The organism is Candidatus Paceibacterota bacterium (assembly GCA_035546035.1).
GTDB lineage: Bacteria > Patescibacteriota > Minisyncoccia > Phycocordibacterales > UBA6065 > UBA6065.
In genome coordinates this window covers 163,635-179,216 of the sequence record DASZXC010000008.1, presented here as the reverse complement: position 1 = coordinate 179,216, position 15,582 = coordinate 163,635, and the positions used below count along the sequence as shown (strand labels likewise).

Annotated in this window: 23 protein-coding genes and 1 other RNA gene; 7 read left to right on the top strand and 17 right to left on the bottom strand. The window is 56.5% G+C overall.

Annotation, left to right across the window (positions count from 1 at the left end; all coding sequences use genetic code 11):
• Both smpB and ssrA read left to right on the top strand, forming a co-directional pair.
• Positions 1 to 447, top strand: a complete 447-nt coding sequence (gene smpB / locus VHE10_02355; protein ID HVU06606.1) for an SsrA-binding protein SmpB — start codon at positions 1 to 3, stop codon at positions 445 to 447.
• Between the two features lies 1 nt (position 448).
• Positions 449 to 850: a transfer-messenger RNA gene (gene ssrA / locus VHE10_02350) on the top strand.
• 31 nt (positions 851 to 881) lie between these two features.
• On the opposite strand, the gene VHE10_02345 is transcribed toward ssrA, so the two are convergent.
• Together VHE10_02345 and VHE10_02340 are read right to left on the bottom strand one after the other, a co-directional pair.
• Entirely contained in the window at positions 882 to 1,115 is a 234-nt protein-coding gene (locus VHE10_02345; GenBank protein ID HVU06605.1) for a PspC domain-containing protein, read from the bottom strand.
• Between the two features lie 15 nt (positions 1,116 to 1,130).
• Positions 1,131 to 1,940, bottom strand: coding sequence for a ZIP family metal transporter (locus VHE10_02340; protein HVU06604.1), 810 nt, complete (start codon positions 1,938 to 1,940; stop codon positions 1,131 to 1,133).
• Between the two features lie 29 nt (positions 1,941 to 1,969).
• On the opposite strand from VHE10_02340, the gene VHE10_02335 reads away from it, so the two are divergent.
• Positions 1,970 to 2,431 carry a transcriptional repressor gene (locus VHE10_02335; protein HVU06603.1) on the top strand — a complete coding sequence of 154 codons (462 nt, stop codon included), beginning with the start codon at positions 1,970 to 1,972 and terminating at the stop codon, positions 2,429 to 2,431.
• A 10-nt stretch (positions 2,432 to 2,441) separates the two neighbouring features.
• On the top strand, positions 2,442 to 3,596 hold the full coding sequence (locus tag VHE10_02330) for a YibE/F family protein (GenBank protein HVU06602.1): 1,155 nt from the start codon (positions 2,442 to 2,444) through the stop codon (positions 3,594 to 3,596).
• Here VHE10_02330 and VHE10_02325 read toward each other — a convergent pair.
• Together VHE10_02325 and VHE10_02320 are read right to left on the bottom strand one after the other, a co-directional pair.
• A complete protein-coding gene (locus tag VHE10_02325) occupies positions 3,593 to 4,726 on the bottom strand; it encodes a redoxin domain-containing protein (protein ID HVU06601.1) in 1,134 nt (377 codons plus the stop codon). The two genes, VHE10_02330 and VHE10_02325, sit on opposite strands and share 4 nt — an antisense overlap.
• Positions 4,723 to 5,436: a cytochrome c biogenesis protein CcdA gene (locus VHE10_02320; protein ID HVU06600.1), complete on the bottom strand. Its 714-nt coding sequence runs from the start codon at positions 5,434 to 5,436 to the stop codon at positions 4,723 to 4,725. Before VHE10_02320 ends, VHE10_02325 begins: the two co-directional genes overlap by 4 nt.
• 39 nt (positions 5,437 to 5,475) lie before the next feature.
• Here VHE10_02320 and infC point away from each other — a divergent pair, with 39 nt between their 5' ends.
• From infC to rplT, 3 genes are all read left to right on the top strand, one after another.
• Entirely contained in the window at positions 5,476 to 5,988 is a 513-nt protein-coding gene (infC, locus tag VHE10_02315; GenBank protein ID HVU06599.1) for a translation initiation factor IF-3, read from the top strand.
• A 64-nt stretch (positions 5,989 to 6,052) separates the two neighbouring features.
• Positions 6,053 to 6,241 carry a 50S ribosomal protein L35 gene (locus VHE10_02310; GenBank protein HVU06598.1) on the top strand — a complete coding sequence of 63 codons (189 nt, stop codon included), beginning with the start codon at positions 6,053 to 6,055 and terminating at the stop codon, positions 6,239 to 6,241.
• A 27-nt stretch (positions 6,242 to 6,268) separates the two neighbouring features.
• Positions 6,269 to 6,613 carry a 50S ribosomal protein L20 gene (gene rplT / locus VHE10_02305; protein HVU06597.1) on the top strand — a complete coding sequence of 115 codons (345 nt, stop codon included), beginning with the start codon at positions 6,269 to 6,271 and terminating at the stop codon, positions 6,611 to 6,613.
• Positions 6,614 to 6,676: 63 nt separating this feature from the next.
• Here the strand turns inward: rplT and VHE10_02300 are convergent, their stop codons facing one another.
• The 13 genes from VHE10_02300 to VHE10_02240 form a co-directional block, all read right to left on the bottom strand.
• Complete coding sequence (locus VHE10_02300; protein HVU06596.1) at positions 6,677 to 8,056, bottom strand: MBL fold metallo-hydrolase; 1,380 nt, start codon at positions 8,054 to 8,056, stop codon at positions 6,677 to 6,679.
• The gene (locus VHE10_02295; GenBank protein ID HVU06595.1) at positions 8,056 to 8,448 is read right to left on the bottom strand and encodes a hypothetical protein; all 393 of its coding nucleotides are present in this window, start codon (positions 8,446 to 8,448) and stop codon (positions 8,056 to 8,058) included. The genes VHE10_02300 and VHE10_02295 overlap by 1 nt, the downstream gene beginning before the upstream one ends.
• A 67-nt stretch (positions 8,449 to 8,515) precedes the next feature.
• A complete protein-coding gene (locus VHE10_02290) occupies positions 8,516 to 9,112 on the bottom strand; it encodes a hypothetical protein (GenBank protein ID HVU06594.1) in 597 nt (198 codons plus the stop codon).
• Positions 9,113 to 9,492: 380 nt separating this feature from the next.
• Positions 9,493 to 10,047, bottom strand: coding sequence for a nucleoside-diphosphate kinase (locus VHE10_02285; GenBank protein HVU06593.1), 555 nt, complete (start codon positions 10,045 to 10,047; stop codon positions 9,493 to 9,495).
• 39 nt (positions 10,048 to 10,086) lie between these two features.
• Positions 10,087 to 10,857, bottom strand: a complete 771-nt coding sequence (gene map, locus VHE10_02280; GenBank protein ID HVU06592.1) for a type I methionyl aminopeptidase — start codon at positions 10,855 to 10,857, stop codon at positions 10,087 to 10,089.
• 25 nt (positions 10,858 to 10,882) lie between these two features.
• Entirely contained in the window at positions 10,883 to 11,494 is a 612-nt protein-coding gene (locus VHE10_02275) for a nucleoside monophosphate kinase (protein ID HVU06591.1), read from the bottom strand.
• 61 nt (positions 11,495 to 11,555) lie between these two features.
• A complete protein-coding gene (gene secY / locus VHE10_02270; protein HVU06590.1) occupies positions 11,556 to 12,827 on the bottom strand; it encodes a preprotein translocase subunit SecY in 1,272 nt (423 codons plus the stop codon).
• Positions 12,828 to 12,849: 22 nt separating this feature from the next.
• Positions 12,850 to 13,308, bottom strand: a complete 459-nt coding sequence (locus tag VHE10_02265) for an uL15 family ribosomal protein (GenBank protein HVU06589.1) — start codon at positions 13,306 to 13,308, stop codon at positions 12,850 to 12,852.
• Between the two features lie 12 nt (positions 13,309 to 13,320).
• Positions 13,321 to 13,971 (bottom strand): 30S ribosomal protein S5, encoded by a 651-nt coding sequence (locus VHE10_02260; protein HVU06588.1) that lies wholly within the window; start codon positions 13,969 to 13,971, stop codon positions 13,321 to 13,323.
• Between the two features lie 11 nt (positions 13,972 to 13,982).
• Positions 13,983 to 14,345, bottom strand: coding sequence for a 50S ribosomal protein L18 (rplR, locus tag VHE10_02255; GenBank protein HVU06587.1), 363 nt, complete (start codon positions 14,343 to 14,345; stop codon positions 13,983 to 13,985).
• 17 nt (positions 14,346 to 14,362) lie between these two features.
• Complete coding sequence (gene rplF / locus VHE10_02250) at positions 14,363 to 14,890, bottom strand: 50S ribosomal protein L6 (protein ID HVU06586.1); 528 nt, start codon at positions 14,888 to 14,890, stop codon at positions 14,363 to 14,365.
• An 18-nt stretch (positions 14,891 to 14,908) separates the two neighbouring features.
• Entirely contained in the window at positions 14,909 to 15,298 is a 390-nt protein-coding gene (gene rpsH, locus VHE10_02245) for a 30S ribosomal protein S8 (GenBank protein ID HVU06585.1), read from the bottom strand.
• A 72-nt stretch (positions 15,299 to 15,370) separates the two neighbouring features.
• On the bottom strand, positions 15,371 to 15,556 hold the full coding sequence (locus tag VHE10_02240) for a type Z 30S ribosomal protein S14 (protein ID HVU06584.1): 186 nt from the start codon (positions 15,554 to 15,556) through the stop codon (positions 15,371 to 15,373).
• Positions 15,557 to 15,582 lie beyond the last annotated feature (26 nt).

Sequence of the window (15,582 nt, the reverse complement as noted above, 5' to 3'; positions counted from 1 at the left end):
ATGGCCCTCGCGGAAAACAAAAAAGCCTTCTTCGACTACGAGATCCTCGATGAATACGAGGCCGGCATCGAATTGCTCGGCCTCGAAGCGAAGTCCTTGCGCACGCACGGCGCCGTGCTCGACGGCGCCTATGTAACTATACGCGGCGGAGAGGCGTATATACTGCAGATGTCAATCGCTCCCTATCAGCCGACGAACACTCCGGCAGATTATGACCCGATGCGCATGCGCCGACTGATCATGACCAAGGCCGAAATACGCCAATTGGCTGATATGGAAGCCAAGAAGGGCTTGACAATAGTGCCAATTCGGGTGTATAATAAAGGAACAAAGCTCAAGGTAGCTATTGCAGTCGTCCGCGGCAAGAAGAAGTTCGACAAACGGGCTTCGATCCAAAAGCGCGAGACCGACCGGGACATCAGGAGAACATTGAAAGGACAAGAATAATGGGGATGACAGGCATAGACAGAGGGACAGCTTCCCTTTGCGCGCGATAGAGCAGGATACCTCTCTAAACTTTCCGCCCATCAAATGCAAAATCTGTAAAATCGCCTTTCGCGACGAACACGTTTTCATTCGCTTACGCGGCTGCTTAATAAGCCCCGCCTAAACGACATCGGCCCGCTCGCATTCCTGGCGCGGCAGGACCCGGTGTTATAGATCCAGGATAGATACGGAGACTCTTCGCTCCTTATCGAAGGGCTTCGGCCCGCGAAGATCGGCGTCCGCACGTTTCGCGAATCTTTATAGTGCGCCCGCTTAAAGCCTCACTGGCAAAAGACCGCTAGGTCGCGTAGAAGCAACTGGAACATCTTTCTGCACCCGAGTTCGACTCTCGGCATCTCCACAAATAAAAAAGCTCCCTCGAGGGAGCTTTTTGCTTAGGCAGCGTCTTTATGTCCCGTTACCTGGTCGAAATCAGCAGGGTCTTTCTCCCACGTCGGCATGAATACGGCGAGGATGAGATAGAGCGCGCAGCCCGTGCCCCAGAAGAGCACCGAACATACCCATGCGAATCGTACGAGCCACACAGGAGCGCCGATCCAATAGGCGATCCCGGAACAGACGCCGAACGCCGCGCGGTGGTCCTTCATCTTCTTCAATGTCCTTTTCATAGGGGTCTAGTATACCTAAACCCCTGCGATATGCACCACCATATATATGACCGCCATGCCTATGATGGTCGTGATGGTCGTCCAGCGGGTCGGGTGCTTATGATGGCTTTCCGGCAGGAGGTCGCTCGCGCCTATATATATAAAGAATCCGCAGAACACCATGAGGACGAGCGAGAGCGCTGATTCCGATATCGAGAAGAAATAGGTCGAGGCGATGCCGACGACCGGCGCGACCGCGTCCACGACGAGCCAGCGGAACGCCTGCCTCTTTTCCCCGCCGTGTCGGAGGATCATGCTCACCGTATTGATACCGTCGGAGAAATCATGGGCCAAGACCGCCGCCGCGACGACCGCACCGATGACCGGCGATACGTGGAAGGCGACGCCTATCGCCGCGCCGTCGAGGAAGCTATGGAACGAGAGGCTTCCCGCGCCGAATCGTCCGCGATGCGCGTGATGAGAGCGATGGTCATGGTCCTCTTCATGGCAGTGCATAAGGAACATCCGATCAAGGAGAAGATACGCGGTGAATCCCCCCGCTAGGGCGAGCATGAGCATGTCGAGGTTCCAATATCCCCCGCCGAGCTCTAATGCCTCCGGCATGAGGTCGAACAATGCGACGCCGATAAGAGCGCCCGCGGAAAAGCCGAGGATCAGATGGAGCTTGTCGCTCCATCTGAGAGCGAAGAGACCGCCGAAGAACGTAGCCGCTAATGCGCCGAGGGCAATCAGGATGATCATGATAGGACGAGCAAATATTAGATAGATAAAATCGAGGACTTGAGGCGAGATATCGTCTCGAAAACCATGATATTCTAGTTGCAAATCATTTGCAACTAGAATATCATGGTTTTATGCACAATCGCCGACCGTCGAACAAAAAAGACATCCTAGAAAAATATACGAGCGAAGAGATCGCCCTCGGCACCCATATATATACCGCGAAGCGCAAAGTGACTAAAGCCAGGATCCACATCTTGACCGCCCTCTCGCATTTCGATCGCCCTGTTTCGATAAAAGAGCTCCGTCGATCCGTGCAAAAACACGACACCGCAACTCTCTACCGCACCCTGGAGACTCTCCTGAAAGCAAAGCTCGTCCGCAAGATAGACATCGGCAGCACCGAAGCACTCTATGAGACCAATATCGGCCGACCGCATCATCATCACATCACCTGCACGGCATGCGGCGCCATGGAATCGGTGGACGCCTGCGCGCCGATGCCTTCGGCAAACTCGCTCGCCATGAAGCGCTTCGCGGAGATCACCGACCATACCCTCGAATTCTTCGGCATATGCAAACGATGCGCTGTATAATGAGCGCGGCATGAAAAGAATACTCTTTATCCTTATTTCCATCCTCGCTTTTGCCGCGAACAGCGCGCATGGCCAGGAGGTCATGCAGGACAAGCAAGAGATCGTGAGAGCCCAGGTGGTTCACATCATAGATTCGAATACGGAGATGATTCCGGGCACTGATACCCCTCATCTGATCCAGAATATCGAAGCGAAGATCCTTACCGGCCTCGCCGAAGGCAAGACCGTGACGATCAAAAACGATCTCATCCGCCTCGAGGAAGGCGAGACGTTCTATGCGGCGCACCTCGTGCCGTGGGACGGCGGCACCGAGACATTCATCGTCTCGGAACCCGATCGCCTGCCCCAGCTCGGCATGCTCGCGATCATATTCGTCATTCTCGTCGTCATATTCGGCGGAAAACAGGGCGCGCGGGGCATCGCATCTCTCATCGGCAGTCTCGCATTCATCGTTTTCGCCCTCATCCCCGGAATCATCCAGGGCTATTCCCCTATCCTGCTTTCGATCGTCGTCTCATCGGTCATCATCGTCCTCGGCTCGTATATAACGCACGGATTCAATAAGACCACGACGTCGGCGGTCATCGGCATGGTCGTCACCGTTCTCATCGTCGGGATCTTCGCCCATTTTGCGATCGGCTACGCGCGGCTGGCCGGTTTCGGGGACGAAGAAGCGACGTACCTCAATTTCAATTTCCGCGGCACGCTCGATCTGGCGGGCATACTTTTAGGCGGAATCCTCATCGGCCTGCTCGGCGTCATGTACGACGCCGCTATCGGCCAGGCCATATCGGTCGAAGAGCTCCACCGCATCGCCCCTCACGTCTCGCGCAGGACTATATACAGCCGGGCGATACGCATAGGCCGCGAGCATATCGGCGCGCTCGTGAACACGCTCGCCATCGCATATGTCGGCGCGTCGCTTCCCCTGCTCCTCCTCTTCTATTCGGCTTCAGGCGAATCGATCGGGCTCATATTGAACCGAGAGACGTTCGCGACCGAGATCGTCCGCTCCCTCGTGGGATCCATAGGGCTCATTCTCGCCGTCCCGGTGACAACCGTGATCGCCGTATTCATGCTCGTAAAGAATCCTTCCCCCGCCGACGATGATAAAAAGATAGAAGAAGAGATGCGCGTCATCGAGCACGCCGGCCATCGGCATTAGTTCCCGAACGTCAATGTGAACGCTTGGAGCCCCTTCCCCTGCGGGGAGAGCTCGAGCGTATGCTGGCCCAGAGCGTCGGTCGCATACACGTCATAGAGGCGCGCTTCATGGACCGTGATCGGAGCAAGGGCCTTTCCGTCTACGGAGACGTTTACGGCGACCGGGGAATCGGCCGACGCGACAAAGAACACCTTGCGCGCCACGAACGGGTAGACGATCTTTGCCGGCACCGCGGTGTTTTCGGCATGGTCAGGAAGGATGCTCCATTCGCCGCCAAGATAGAACCGGTTGAGCGTCGGTTTGTCAGGTATCGTGAACATGCCGCCTGTCGTCCGGCCCGGAGCGCCATTGCCGAAAAATTCGTTCCTCGCAGAACCAAAATACGTCTCCCTGCTCTGATCCAACGACTCCGGAGCCTGGCTCACCGCTTCCGGCATCGTCGGCATGTCGATCGACGATGACACGGCGGCGCCCAAGCCCAAAACGTCGGCGCGCTCCTTCAACAGATCCTGTATCTTTTCCTCGGTCTCTCCATAGCCCCCTTCACCGATATGGTCATAGCGGATGAATCCGTCTATGTCGATGAGATACTTTCTCGGCCAATAGAGATTCTTGTATGCCGACCATGTTCCATAGTCGTTATCGAGCACGACCGGGAACGTGATGCCGTATTTCTTCATCGCCGCGGTCACATTATCTATGTTCTTCTCGAAATCGAATTCCGGCGTGTGTATGCCGATGATGACGAGGCCCTTGTCTTCATATTTTTTATACCAATCGACGAGATACGGGAACGTGCGTATGCAGTTGATGCAACTGTAGGTCATGATGTCGAGAAGGACGACCTTCTTGCCCACGTATTGCGATATCGTGATCGGCTGGCCGTCCGTATTCACGAACCCGGACGGAGCGGCGATCTCTTTGGCCTTTTCATACATGGCGCTCTTCGCCGCGATGCGCGCCGCAGAATCGGCCGGCATCAGAGATGGAGACGCCTCGGCGGCCGTCACCTCCGCTGCAGGCGCGCCAGAGATGACCGGCTTCGCTTTGCCCATTTGGAGATACATGATGCTGACCACGATAACGACTATCGCGACCACGAGACCGACGATCTGCTTGTTCCTCATCATTTGATCAAAATATTATTGACGAAATCGAAATCAGCGACGCGCGAAAGCTCTTGGGTAAATACGAATATGCCGAGGACGACGAGCACGCCGCCGAATATCTTGGAGATAAGGGCGAACGTCCGCGCATAGCGTTCGATGAATGCCGAAGCCTTGCCCGCGAAAAGCCCCACGGCGAGGAACGGCGCGCCGAGCCCCATCGAATACGAGAGCAAAAGAAAGAACGCTGACCCTGGGTGCGACGCGGCCAGGGCGATGATGGCCCCGAGTATCGCGCCGACGCACGGCGTCCACCCCGCCGCGAAAGCGAAGCCGAACAGGAACGACGTGACGTTACGCGAGTGCTTCTTCGCCGATACCTTCATCGTGTGCGCGCGGGAAAGCCACGGGATATCGAGAAGGCCCGCCAGATAGAGGCCGAAGACGATGATGATCGAACCGCCGATCCGCGCGAGCCAGGTCTGAACGCCGTACGCCGCATCGGCGAGGACGGTATTCAGAAGTATGCCGAGAAGCGCGAACACGACCGAAAATCCGAGCACGAAGAAGACGCTCGCGAGGAATACGTCGCGAGAGTTCGTCCGGGACGCTTCTGATGACGCGGCCGAACCCGCTATGTATGCGAGGAAGCCGGGAATGATCGGCAGGACGCACGGAGACGCGAACGAGACAAGCCCCGCGAGGAACGCGACCGGAATGGATACATCGAACATGCTTCCATTATATGCCTAAATATGCTTTTATAGGGTCTCATGAGCAAAGACAGGACTCGAATAAATCACCAGATAAAAGCGCTGGAATTGCGCGTCATCGGCCCCGAGGGCGAGAACTATGGCGTCATTTCCCTCTCCGAAGCGCTCCAAAAGGCGCACGGCGCCGGACTCGACCTCATCGAGATCTCCCCTAACGCCGTCCCGCCTGTAGCCAAGATCACCGACTACGGCAAATTCTCGTACGAAGAGAACAAGAAGCAAAAAGCTCAGAAAGCAAAGGCCCATGTCATCGAGATAAAGTCGTTACAGGTCAAGATAGGGACCGGCGAGCACGATCTGGAGCTCAAGGCCAAGAAAGCGTCCGAATGGCTCAAAGAAGGCCACAGGATCAAGCTCGACCTCTTCCTTCCGGGCAGGTCTAAATACATGGATCCGAAATTCCTCGAAGAGCGCCTCAAGCGCATCCTCACTCTCGTGACCGAGCCTCATAAGCTAGCCGAAAAGCCCACGAAAAGCCCGAAAGGTCTTACGACCATCATCGAAAGGGCCTAACGCTGGACAAATCCGGGAAATGCGCTAATATAGCCCTATCGCCCATTCGGGCTATTTTTATCTCATGAAAACGAACAAGTCATTCGCGAAGAGGCTCAAAGTGACGAGGAACGGCAAGGTTCTCGTGCGCCGCGCCGGCCAGAACCACTTCAACGCCAAGGAATCGGGCCGATCGCAGATCAAGAAGGGCTCGACCGTCGAATTTCACATGACCCACAAGGAAAAGGCGCGCTTTCTCGCCGGCATCCGATAATTCTCGATATCTTTAACTTAAACACCCATGGCACGCGTCAAAAAAGGAGTAAATGCGCTTAAGACCCGCCGCAACGTCCTCAAGCAGGTAAAGGGCTATCGCTTCCGCCGTTCTACGAACGAGCGCGCGGCATACGAGGCTATCTCGCACGCGGGCGCATACGCGTTCGCCCATCGCCGCGACAAGAAATCTGACCGCCGCTCCCTCAATATAATCAAGATCAACGCGGCTCTCGACGCAAAGAGCCTCTCCTACTCGAAATTCATGGGCGCCATGAAGAAGGCGAACATCCAGATCGACCGCAAGATCCTCGCCGACCTCGCTCACAACAACCCGGAGACGTTCGACAGGATCGTTGCGAAGGTAAAGTAACTCCGAACGCATATAAAAACCACCCCGCCAAGCCCTGGGGTGGTTTTTATATGCGTTCGGAGTTTATTTTAGTTCGTACGACTTATTCTTCTCCGCCACTATCGCATTCGCCCCGATCTCATCGCGAAGGCGCTGGGCCAGGAAGGCGGAAGATTTAGTCTCTCCCATGGCGATGAACGCCCTCTTCAATCTCGGCAACGCATGCGACACGAATTCGACCATGCCGTTCGAATCTTTGTGCGAAGAATAGCCACTGATCTTCTCTATACGAGCGCGCACGCGCACCGGCTGGCCATTGATGACGAGCTTCGACGCGCGCTCCTCTATCTTCCTGCCGAGGCTGCCCGGCACCTGATAGCCGACGAGCAGTATCGTAGCGTCCGGGTCTCCAAGATAGAACGCTTCATGCGACAGGACGCGGCCGCCGACCGACATACCGGAACCGGCGATGACGATCTTGGCCCCTTTCATACCGTGGATCGCCGCGGATTCCTGCGGATTCCCGATGATGCGCAGGCCGGGAAAATCGAATATATCGTCGCCTCCTTCGATAGCGCCCTGTATCTTCTTATTGAAATCCGCCGTATGCCTGCGGTATACGTCCGTCACTTTTATGGCCAAAGGAGAATCAAGATATACCGGAGCGCGCGGAATAGCTCCTGATTCGATCAGGTTATTGATCTCGTACAGAATGACCTGCGTCCGCTCCAGCGAGAACGCGGGAATGACCACCGTCCCGCCGCGCCGGAGGCCTGCGCCGAGTATGTCTTTGAGCCTTTGGTCGCGGACATCCTTCGGCTCGTGGTTCCTGTCGCCGTAGACCGATTCCATGACCAAGTAATCGGCGTTCGTGACATATTCCGTGTCGCGCAGGAGCGGCGTCGGCGAATTGCCGAGGTCGCCTGTGAACGCGATCGTAACGCCCTTGTCGCCGGCGGCATTGCGGAGCGTCACTTCGATGATAGAGGAGCCGAGGACGTGCCCGGCGTCCTTGAAGAGCGCAGAGATATCCGGCGTTATGTCCGTCTGCGCATGGTATTCGATCGCCTTCCAGAGGCCCATGGCGCGGGCGATATCGGAGCGCTCGTACAGAGGCGCGATCTTCTTTTCTTTCGCTTCCCTGTCCAAGAGCCCTACCGCGTCGTCGAGCATGAGCGCGGCAAGCTCTTTCGTTTCCGGCGTCGAATATATGGTCCCGCTGAATCCTTCGCGGACCAGCTTCGGTATCCTGCCGACATGATCCATATGCGCATGGGTCACGAGGAGGAACGATACCTTGGGAATATCGAAAGGAAAGGGTTCTCGATTTTCATCTTGAGCGAACTGCGATCCCTGGACCAGGCCGCAGTCGACGAGGAACGACGTCTCCGGGGTCTCTACGAGGAAGTTCGCCCCTGTGGCATTCCCCACCGCCGCACATGCTGTGAGCGTGAATCCTTTCATTATGCGCGAGCGATAGTTCGGCGGGTAAGGCAGAACGCCGCGGCCGCGCCGAGAACGTCGTTCACGAGGTCATGGAACGTATCGAAGCCGTATCCCGCTTTGTAGAGGCTCGTCAGGCCGAAGAAAAGCTCATATCCCTCCCATGCGAGGCCGATGAGGAATACGAGGCCCAATACGGCTTCGAGCGAAGCGAACCGCTTGAAGCGACCCATATGCGGGAGATTGAATATCCAGAGCAGAAAGAGCCCGGACCAGACGCCGCCCAAAAAATGTACGGGCCAATCGTACCATGCGGTCGTAAAATAATAGCCTTCGGCCCCGCCTATCCAGTTCAGGCCGGCAACGGCGACCAGCGCGGCGAGCATCGGAAAGAGGAATCGGTTCCAGAACATAGAAAAAGTATAGCACGCGAAAAAATAGCCCCGTTCCGGTAAACCGGAACGGGGCTATGACGCGGCCTCAAGGGCTTGCCTGAGGGACGATGAACGCAAAACCGATCCCTCGCTTCCAAGTCTGGCCGGGCCTGACGCAATACGCATCCAGACAGCGGCCGGGCCCTGCGGCGAGGAGGCCGGGATCGCCATAGGGATCCTTGATCGGTTCGTGCATGGCGACGATCCAGCGGAGGCCCATCGCCTCGATCTCCTGGTCCGAGAGCGAGTCGCGGATAAGGCAGGCGAGGTCGGCATTCGGCCGTCCGAGCCCATGCCCGGCGGCGAAGACCCGGATATTCTCGGTGCTCCGATCGCAGCCGCGCCAGATCGCGTCCTTCAGGATCGCAACCTCCGCAGCGACGACGCCTTCGGCAGGTTTGAACTCCGACGTACGGAGCACGCTTCTGGCTTGGTCTTCGACCCGGATACCCCTGGCTTTGAAACGGGCAAGCCATTGCTCATCGGTCATTCCCCGGCCCGTGAGCTTGAAGCGGATGATCCCGTTCTGAACGCCGCCCCGTACAGGGCGAAACGCGCTTTCCCTACCGGCGAATCTCCTGAAGAGGGCGCCGAGCCGGCTAAACGCCGGAGCGGCGGCCGCGAATCCTGCATGTGTGCTCATTATTGTATCTCCTTGCCCTTATTCGGGCGGTTTTGGTTTCCTCTACTCAATGAACTTTATTATATTATACACCTTATAGTACTTTATGTCAAACGCCTCTGCGCGCCCGTCCGGAATAGAAAAACCGTTCTCACGGGGATGAGAACGGGTTCTCTGGGGGTCATTCGGAAGATTGTCCCTAGTTTGCACTAGGTGGGAAGCGTAACGTCCGACCAAGATCGGACTCAATGCGCTATTTCCCTAAAAAAATGTTATAGAGTTAATCTTTCGAATAACCCATTTCATTATAATCTCCCTTCTCCGAGGTACAAGTGGGGACAAAGCCTGCAAAACGAAAAAAGGAAAGAGTAAATGAATACGACCGGCGGTCGAAAAAGTTTCTAGCCGTAGAGAATCTCTTCCGGCTTGAACCAGTGCTTGATCTCCTGCTCCGCTTCCCCTACCGAACCCGATGCATGGACGAGATTTCGCACCGATCGGTCGTCGGCGTAGCTCATGGCATAGGAATCGAGGACGAAATCGCCGCGAATGGTGCCGACATCGGACGAGAGCGGCTCGGTAGAGCCTATCAATTTCCTGACGATGGCGACGGAATGGGCGCCTTCGAGCACCATCGGGATGATCGGCCCGCTCGTCATGTATTTTTTGAGCTTTTTCAGTATGACGTCCGTGACTTCGATAGGATCCTGGCTGACCGGATGTTTCTGGCCTTTGTCGGTATAGGCTTTGATGGTCTTCTCGCCTGTGACGCGGCGCCAGTTCGAATCCAAGGTGTAGTGCGCCTCGATATGTTCAGGCGTCGCGACCGTCATTTTTGCAGCGACGATCTTCAATCCGATGCGCTCGAACCTGCCGATGATCTCTCCGACCAGGCTTCTCTGGATGCCGTCAGGCTTCACGATGACGAGCGTGCGTTCTTTTTTCGGGTGTTGCATGCCCGACATTATACCCTATCGCGTGCCGAAGCAGTGGGATTATTTTGTCAGCACCTCCGCTCCCTTTTCGGTGATGGCGACGGTCACTTCGAAATGTGCGCTGCGCTTGCCGTCTTTGGTGCGGTAGGTGTATCCGTCCTTATCCAAAAAGATCCTGCCCGATCCTTCGGTGACGATAGGCTCGATGGCTATGACCATGCCGGGAACGAGAGCTTCGCCGTCGCCCGCGGTTCCGTAATTCGGAACGTACGGGTCTTCGTGGACCTCATATCCGACGCCGTGGCCCGCGAGCTCTTCGACGATGCCATAGCCGAGAGACGCGATGAACGATTCGACGGCTTCGCCGATATGTCCCGTGGTATTCCCTGCTTTGGCCTGTTTCACGCCGAGCTCGAGCGCCTTTTTCGTCGCTTTCAAAAGCGCCGCCGCTCCTTTGTCTATCTCTCCTGCAGGGACGGTCACGGCCATATCGGTGATGAAACCCTTATGGACGAGGCCGAGGTCGAGCGATACGATATCGCCCTCTTTGATGATATACGGCCGTTCGTTCGGTATGCCGTGAACGACCGCGTCATTTACGGACACGCAGAGGCTTGCCGGAAACGGGCGCTTGGCACCATAGGGCTTGTAGTTCAGAAACGCCGCTGCGTCGCCGCCTTCAGCTATCAATTCCGCCGCCCTATCGTCGAGCGCCTGCGCAGAGACGCCGGGAGCGACCATGCCGGCGAGCTCTTTTAATATGAAAGCGTGGCGCTTGCCGCCTTCGCGCATGATGGCTATGTCTTCCTTGGATTTGAGCCGTATGGCCATGACCACAGACTACCCTGTGACGGGCTTATAGTCTACCTTCGATCCCGATCGCGGCGAGTACGTCTTCGTGAACCTTTTCTATGGGCTGGTCGCCGTTCACGGTCACGAATTTCACGTGCGGGCTGGTTTTGAAATAAGTGACGGACGGCATTCCCTCTTTTTCGAATGCGGCAAGGCGCGATGCGATCTTCTCATGGGTGTCGTCGTGACGACCGCGCTTCAGAAGGCGCTTGGTGACTTCGTCATGATGGACGTCGAGCAAGATAACGACCGGCTTTATGCGGCCCAGGAATTGAAGCGCCGAGTCGAGGATCGGCCCTTCTTCCGGCTGGCGACAGACGCCGTCGAATACCATATGCTCTTCGCCCGTCTTGATCTCGTCCACGAAGAACTGCGTCCACATCCAGATAGGAATAAACGGGGGGAGGAATTTTCCGGCATGGATGACCTCATATATCCTTTTCGCCATGTATGACGGGCTCGTGCTCACGAAGTTCCTAAATTTCTGGCCAGTCTCCACGTATATGGTCGGGCGGGCGGCGTCCAGCCTTTCGAAGCTTTTAAGGAGAAGCGTCGCCTGCGTGCCCTTGCCCGCGCCCGACTTGCCGAAGAAGACCACCGTGATGGGATGTTTCATGCTTCTATTTTATAGGACTTTCAGGAAATAAAAAATCCCGCCGGAGCGGGATTTTTAAGGATTAATACTCTCGCATGGATACTTGCGCATCCAGCTTCTTGACCACATCCAGCACCACAGAGACCACGATGAGAAGCGCGGTGCCGCCGATAGCAAGAGTCGTGATGCCCGAAATGGTCCTGAGAACGAGCGGCAATACCGCGATGATGCCGAGGAACAGGGCGCCCACAAGAGTGATGCGCGTGACGATCTTGGAAAGGTATTCGGCCGTGGACTGGCCGGGGCGGACGCCCGGGATGAATGCGCCTGACTTCTGGAGGTTCTCCGATATCATCATCGGATCGAACGTCACCGCCGTATAGAAGTACGTGAAGACGAAGACAAGGATGAAGTAGAACGAGTCATAGAGCCACGGCGTGTTGATGAGGGAAAGTCCCACGGTCGAGACGTGCTTCAAGGCCTCGTTCGTCGAGACGGCAAAGAAATTGAAGAGCATCTGCGGGAACAAGAGTATCGAGAGCGCGAATATGATAGGAATGACGCCTGCCTGATTGAGGCGCAACGGGAGGTATGTCGAAACACCGCCGTAGACTTTCATGCCGCGGACTTGCTTGGCATATGTGACCGGGATCGGTCGCTCCGCCTCGGTGACGACGACGACGCCGTATATGATGACGGCCGCGAGAGCGACGATAGCGATATATACCGGAAGCTGGGACGGATCATACGATGCGAGCGCGCCCGAAATGCCCTGCGGGATCCGCGCGACGATGCCGGCGAATATGATGAGCGACGTGCCGTTGCCCAATCCGAATTCAGTGATGAGCTCGCCGAGCCACATAAGGAGCATCGAGCCGCCGGCGATGGTGAAGATGTTCAGAAGGAGGCTGAATACCGTGAGGTCGGCGATGATGCCCTGTCGCTGGAATATGACGATGAAAGAGAATGCCTGGATGAGAGCCAACGGCAATGCGAGTCGGCGCGAGTACTGCGCGAACTTCGCGCGGCCGGCTTCGCCTTCCTCCTGATACATGGCCTTGAGCGAGGGCACCATGATGGTGAGGAGCTGCATGATGATAGACGCCGTGATGTACGGACCGACGCCGAGCATGACGATCGACAGGTTCGAAAGGCCGCCGCCCGAGAATATGTTGAGAAGGCCGAGGAACTGGCTGTTCGCGAAAAGGGACGCCAATTTCGCCGTATCGATGCCCGGGATCGGGATCATGGTAAGGAGACGGAATATGACGAGCGCGCCGACGACGAAGAGGATGCGCTTGCGCAAGTTCTTATCCCTGAAGACGTGAGAGATTTTTTCGAAAAAAGCGTTCATATGAGGGGTCTAACCCGTCCTTTTAAGCATGCACCGTACCGCCCGCCTTTTCAAGGGCCACTTTCGCGCCCGCGGACACTTCGACGCCCGAAACGACGAGTTTCTTGGTGATCTCTACCGCGCCCTGCTTGGTCGAAGCCTTGGACGTGAGGAGCTTGATGCGAGGAAAGTTGCCTTCCGTCTTCTGAACGAGACCCTTGGCTACGAGCGTAGCCGGCTCGACGCGATCACCCGCCTTGAATTCCCTTTCGACGGCCGAAAGAGCGACGAGAACGGGTTTCTTCGCGAACGACTTGAACGCATAGCCGCGAAGCTTCGGCATTCGCTTGATGAAATCGCGGATCTCCGGACGCTTTTTGTTGCCGGCACGGGCCTTCTGGCCTTTGGTGCCGCGTCCCGAGGTCTTGCCGCGCTTGCCGCCGCGACCGATGAGGGGCGTCTTTGCGTTCGGGGTCTTCCTGCTGATGTTGTTAAGCTGCATATGATTTGTGTATTAAGCCTTTTTGGAGCCGACCGGTCGGACGAGGTTAAGGCTCTCGAGGGCGTCGATCGTGGCGCGGGCGATGTTGAGCTTGTTCTTCGAAGGAGAGACGATCTTCGCGGCGACGTTCTTGACGCCGGCGAGCTCGAGGACCGTTCGGACCGCCGAACCCGCGACGAGGCCGCGGTCTTTCACAGGGCGGATCGAGACGCGGGCCGACGAGTATTTCGACGAGACTTCGTGAGGTATGGACATGTCCTTGGTCGTATTGACCTTGATCATGTGCTTCTTGGCGTTGCGGGTAGCCTTGTCTATGGCAAGGGCGGTGTCGCCCGCCTTTCCGAGGCCGACGCCCACCATGCCCTTCTTGTTGCCTGCGACGAGAGCGACCGAGAATGCGAAGCGTCGTCCGCCGGCGACGGTTCGGGAAACGCGTCGGATATTGAGCATGACGGAGTCATACTCCGGCTTCGCGCGAGGGGCGCGAGTGTCGCCCTTGCGGGGACCGCGACCGCGGCCTCCCTGCCCCCTTCCTGCCTGATCGCGGAATCCGCGGAAATCGCGATCGCGGTTCTCTGCAGGAGCGGCCGAAGCCGTCGTCGAAGCGGCCGCAGCAGGAGCTGCAGTCGGAGCCGTCGTCTTGTTCTCGTTCTCTGGGTTCATACTTTTAATTATTAGAATTTGAGTCCGCCTTCGCGAGCGCCCGCAGCGAGAGCCGCGACGCGGCCCTTGAAGCCGAAGCCTCCGCGATCGAATACGACCGCCTTCACCTTGAGAGCGACCGCCTTTTCGGCTATTGCCTTACCGACCGCGAATGCGGCATCTACCTTCTTTGCGGACTTGGCTTTCGCCTTCTTGCCCGTATGCGACGTCGCCGACGCGATCGTTTTCGCCGCAGCGTCATCTATAAGCTGGGCGTACATGAACTTGTTCGAGCGGAATACCGCGAGACGCGGCTTTTCAGCGGTGCCCGAAAGGCGCGTCCTGATCGCCTTGTGGCGTCGTATCCTCTTTTCCTTTTTGATGTTGTGTTTCATAGGATTGTTACGAAGGATTACGCTGCTTTCTTACCCTGCTTCCTGCGGATGACCTCGCCCTCATATCGGATGCCCTTGCCCTTATACGGCTCCGGCTTCTTCAATGCGCGGATCTTCGAAGCGAATTCGCCGACCTTCTCGTTCGAAACGCCCGTGATGGTTATAACGTTCTTATCTGCGGTCACCTTAAGATCCTTCGGTATATCGAGGTCTATCGGATGCGAGAAGCCGAGCGAAAGAGCGAGCTTTGCCCCCTTGACATCGGACTTGAAGCCGATGCCTTCGATGATGAGCTTCTTGGTGAAGCCAGCGTTGACGCCCTTGATCATGTTCTTGAGGTGCGATGCATACGTGCCCCAGAGCATATAATCTTCCGGGCGATGGAGAGCGACGGTGACAGCATTGCTCTCTACCTTGAACTCGATGCCCGGCTTGAAGTCGCGGACCATCTCGCCCAACGGGCCCTTTACGGAAACGGTCTGGCCGTTAACGGCTACGGTCGTCTTCTCTGGTATCGCTATTGGTTTCTTTGCTACGCGTGACATGTGATTTTGTATGAGAAATTACCAGATCTGGAAGAGGATCTCGCCGCCGACCTTTTCTTTACGAACTTCGTCATCCGAGAGGATGCCCTTCGGGGTAGAGACGAACGTCGAGCCATAGCCCTGCTTGACCGGAAAGATCTCGGAATAGCCCTTGTAGAGGCGCTTCGAAGGCTTCGAGAGGCGCTTCACGTCCGTGATGCGAGCCTTACCCTCGACATAGATAAGACCTACTTCGAGGGTCTTCGCGACCTTCTTACCCTTCTTGATGCCGGGCTTTACATAGCCTTTACGCGAAAGAGCCGCGACGACGGCTTCGGTGAAATTGGAAAGAGGGACGGCCACGACGTCTTTCTTCGCGGCGGAGCCGTTCTTGAGGTTCGTTATGAGGTTTGAAATTGGGTCTCGCATGTGATTTAGCGTATAGCTTTCGGTCGTAACTGTCAGTGTCCTCCGATCGCTACTGCCTAAATTAATAATGGTCTACCAGGATGATTTCTTGATGCCTGGGATGAGGCCGTCGTTAGCCAACTCCCTGAAGCAGATGCGGCATACGCCGAAGTCGCGCATGAAGCCGTTCTTGCGACCGCAGCGGAAGCAGCGTCGAACAACCCTCGTAGAGAACTTAGGTTTCTTGTTCGCTCGCGCTACTACTGAAGTTTTTGCCATTTGCTGTGGGAAAGCCGGGAAAATGC

Bases quoted from the DNA above. Each gene is read 5' to 3' on its own strand.
- smpB (HVU06606.1), top strand. From the start codon at position 1: ATGGCCCTCGCGGAAAACAAAAAAGCCTTCTTCGACTACGAGATCCTC.
- VHE10_02345 (HVU06605.1), bottom strand. From the start codon at position 1,115: ATGAAAAGGACATTGAAGAAGATGAAGGACCACCGCGCGGCGTTCGGC.
- VHE10_02335 (HVU06603.1), top strand. From the start codon at position 1,970: ATGCACAATCGCCGACCGTCGAACAAAAAAGACATCCTAGAAAAATAT.
- VHE10_02330 (HVU06602.1), top strand. From the start codon at position 2,442: ATGAAAAGAATACTCTTTATCCTTATTTCCATCCTCGCTTTTGCCGCG.
- VHE10_02325 (HVU06601.1), bottom strand. From the start codon at position 4,726: ATGATGAGGAACAAGCAGATCGTCGGTCTCGTGGTCGCGATAGTCGTT.
- VHE10_02320 (HVU06600.1), bottom strand. From the start codon at position 5,436: ATGTTCGATGTATCCATTCCGGTCGCGTTCCTCGCGGGGCTTGTCTCG.
- infC (HVU06599.1), top strand. From the start codon at position 5,476: ATGAGCAAAGACAGGACTCGAATAAATCACCAGATAAAAGCGCTGGAA.
- VHE10_02310 (HVU06598.1), top strand. From the start codon at position 6,053: ATGAAAACGAACAAGTCATTCGCGAAGAGGCTCAAAGTGACGAGGAAC.
- rplT (HVU06597.1), top strand. From the start codon at position 6,269: ATGGCACGCGTCAAAAAAGGAGTAAATGCGCTTAAGACCCGCCGCAAC.
- VHE10_02300 (HVU06596.1), bottom strand. From the start codon at position 8,056: ATGAAAGGATTCACGCTCACAGCATGTGCGGCGGTGGGGAATGCCACA.
- VHE10_02295 (HVU06595.1), bottom strand. From the start codon at position 8,448: ATGTTCTGGAACCGATTCCTCTTTCCGATGCTCGCCGCGCTGGTCGCC.
- VHE10_02290 (HVU06594.1), bottom strand. From the start codon at position 9,112: ATGAGCACACATGCAGGATTCGCGGCCGCCGCTCCGGCGTTTAGCCGG.
- VHE10_02285 (HVU06593.1), bottom strand. From the start codon at position 10,047: ATGCAACACCCGAAAAAAGAACGCACGCTCGTCATCGTGAAGCCTGAC.
- map (HVU06592.1), bottom strand. From the start codon at position 10,857: ATGGCCATACGGCTCAAATCCAAGGAAGACATAGCCATCATGCGCGAA.
- VHE10_02275 (HVU06591.1), bottom strand. From the start codon at position 11,494: ATGAAACATCCCATCACGGTGGTCTTCTTCGGCAAGTCGGGCGCGGGC.
- secY (HVU06590.1), bottom strand. From the start codon at position 12,827: ATGAACGCTTTTTTCGAAAAAATCTCTCACGTCTTCAGGGATAAGAAC.
- VHE10_02265 (HVU06589.1), bottom strand. From the start codon at position 13,308: ATGCAGCTTAACAACATCAGCAGGAAGACCCCGAACGCAAAGACGCCC.
- VHE10_02260 (HVU06588.1), bottom strand. From the start codon at position 13,971: ATGAACCCAGAGAACGAGAACAAGACGACGGCTCCGACTGCAGCTCCT.
- rplR (HVU06587.1), bottom strand. From the start codon at position 14,345: ATGAAACACAACATCAAAAAGGAAAAGAGGATACGACGCCACAAGGCG.
- rplF (HVU06586.1), bottom strand. From the start codon at position 14,890: ATGTCACGCGTAGCAAAGAAACCAATAGCGATACCAGAGAAGACGACC.
- rpsH (HVU06585.1), bottom strand. From the start codon at position 15,298: ATGCGAGACCCAATTTCAAACCTCATAACGAACCTCAAGAACGGCTCC.
- VHE10_02240 (HVU06584.1), bottom strand. From the start codon at position 15,556: ATGGCAAAAACTTCAGTAGTAGCGCGAGCGAACAAGAAACCTAAGTTC.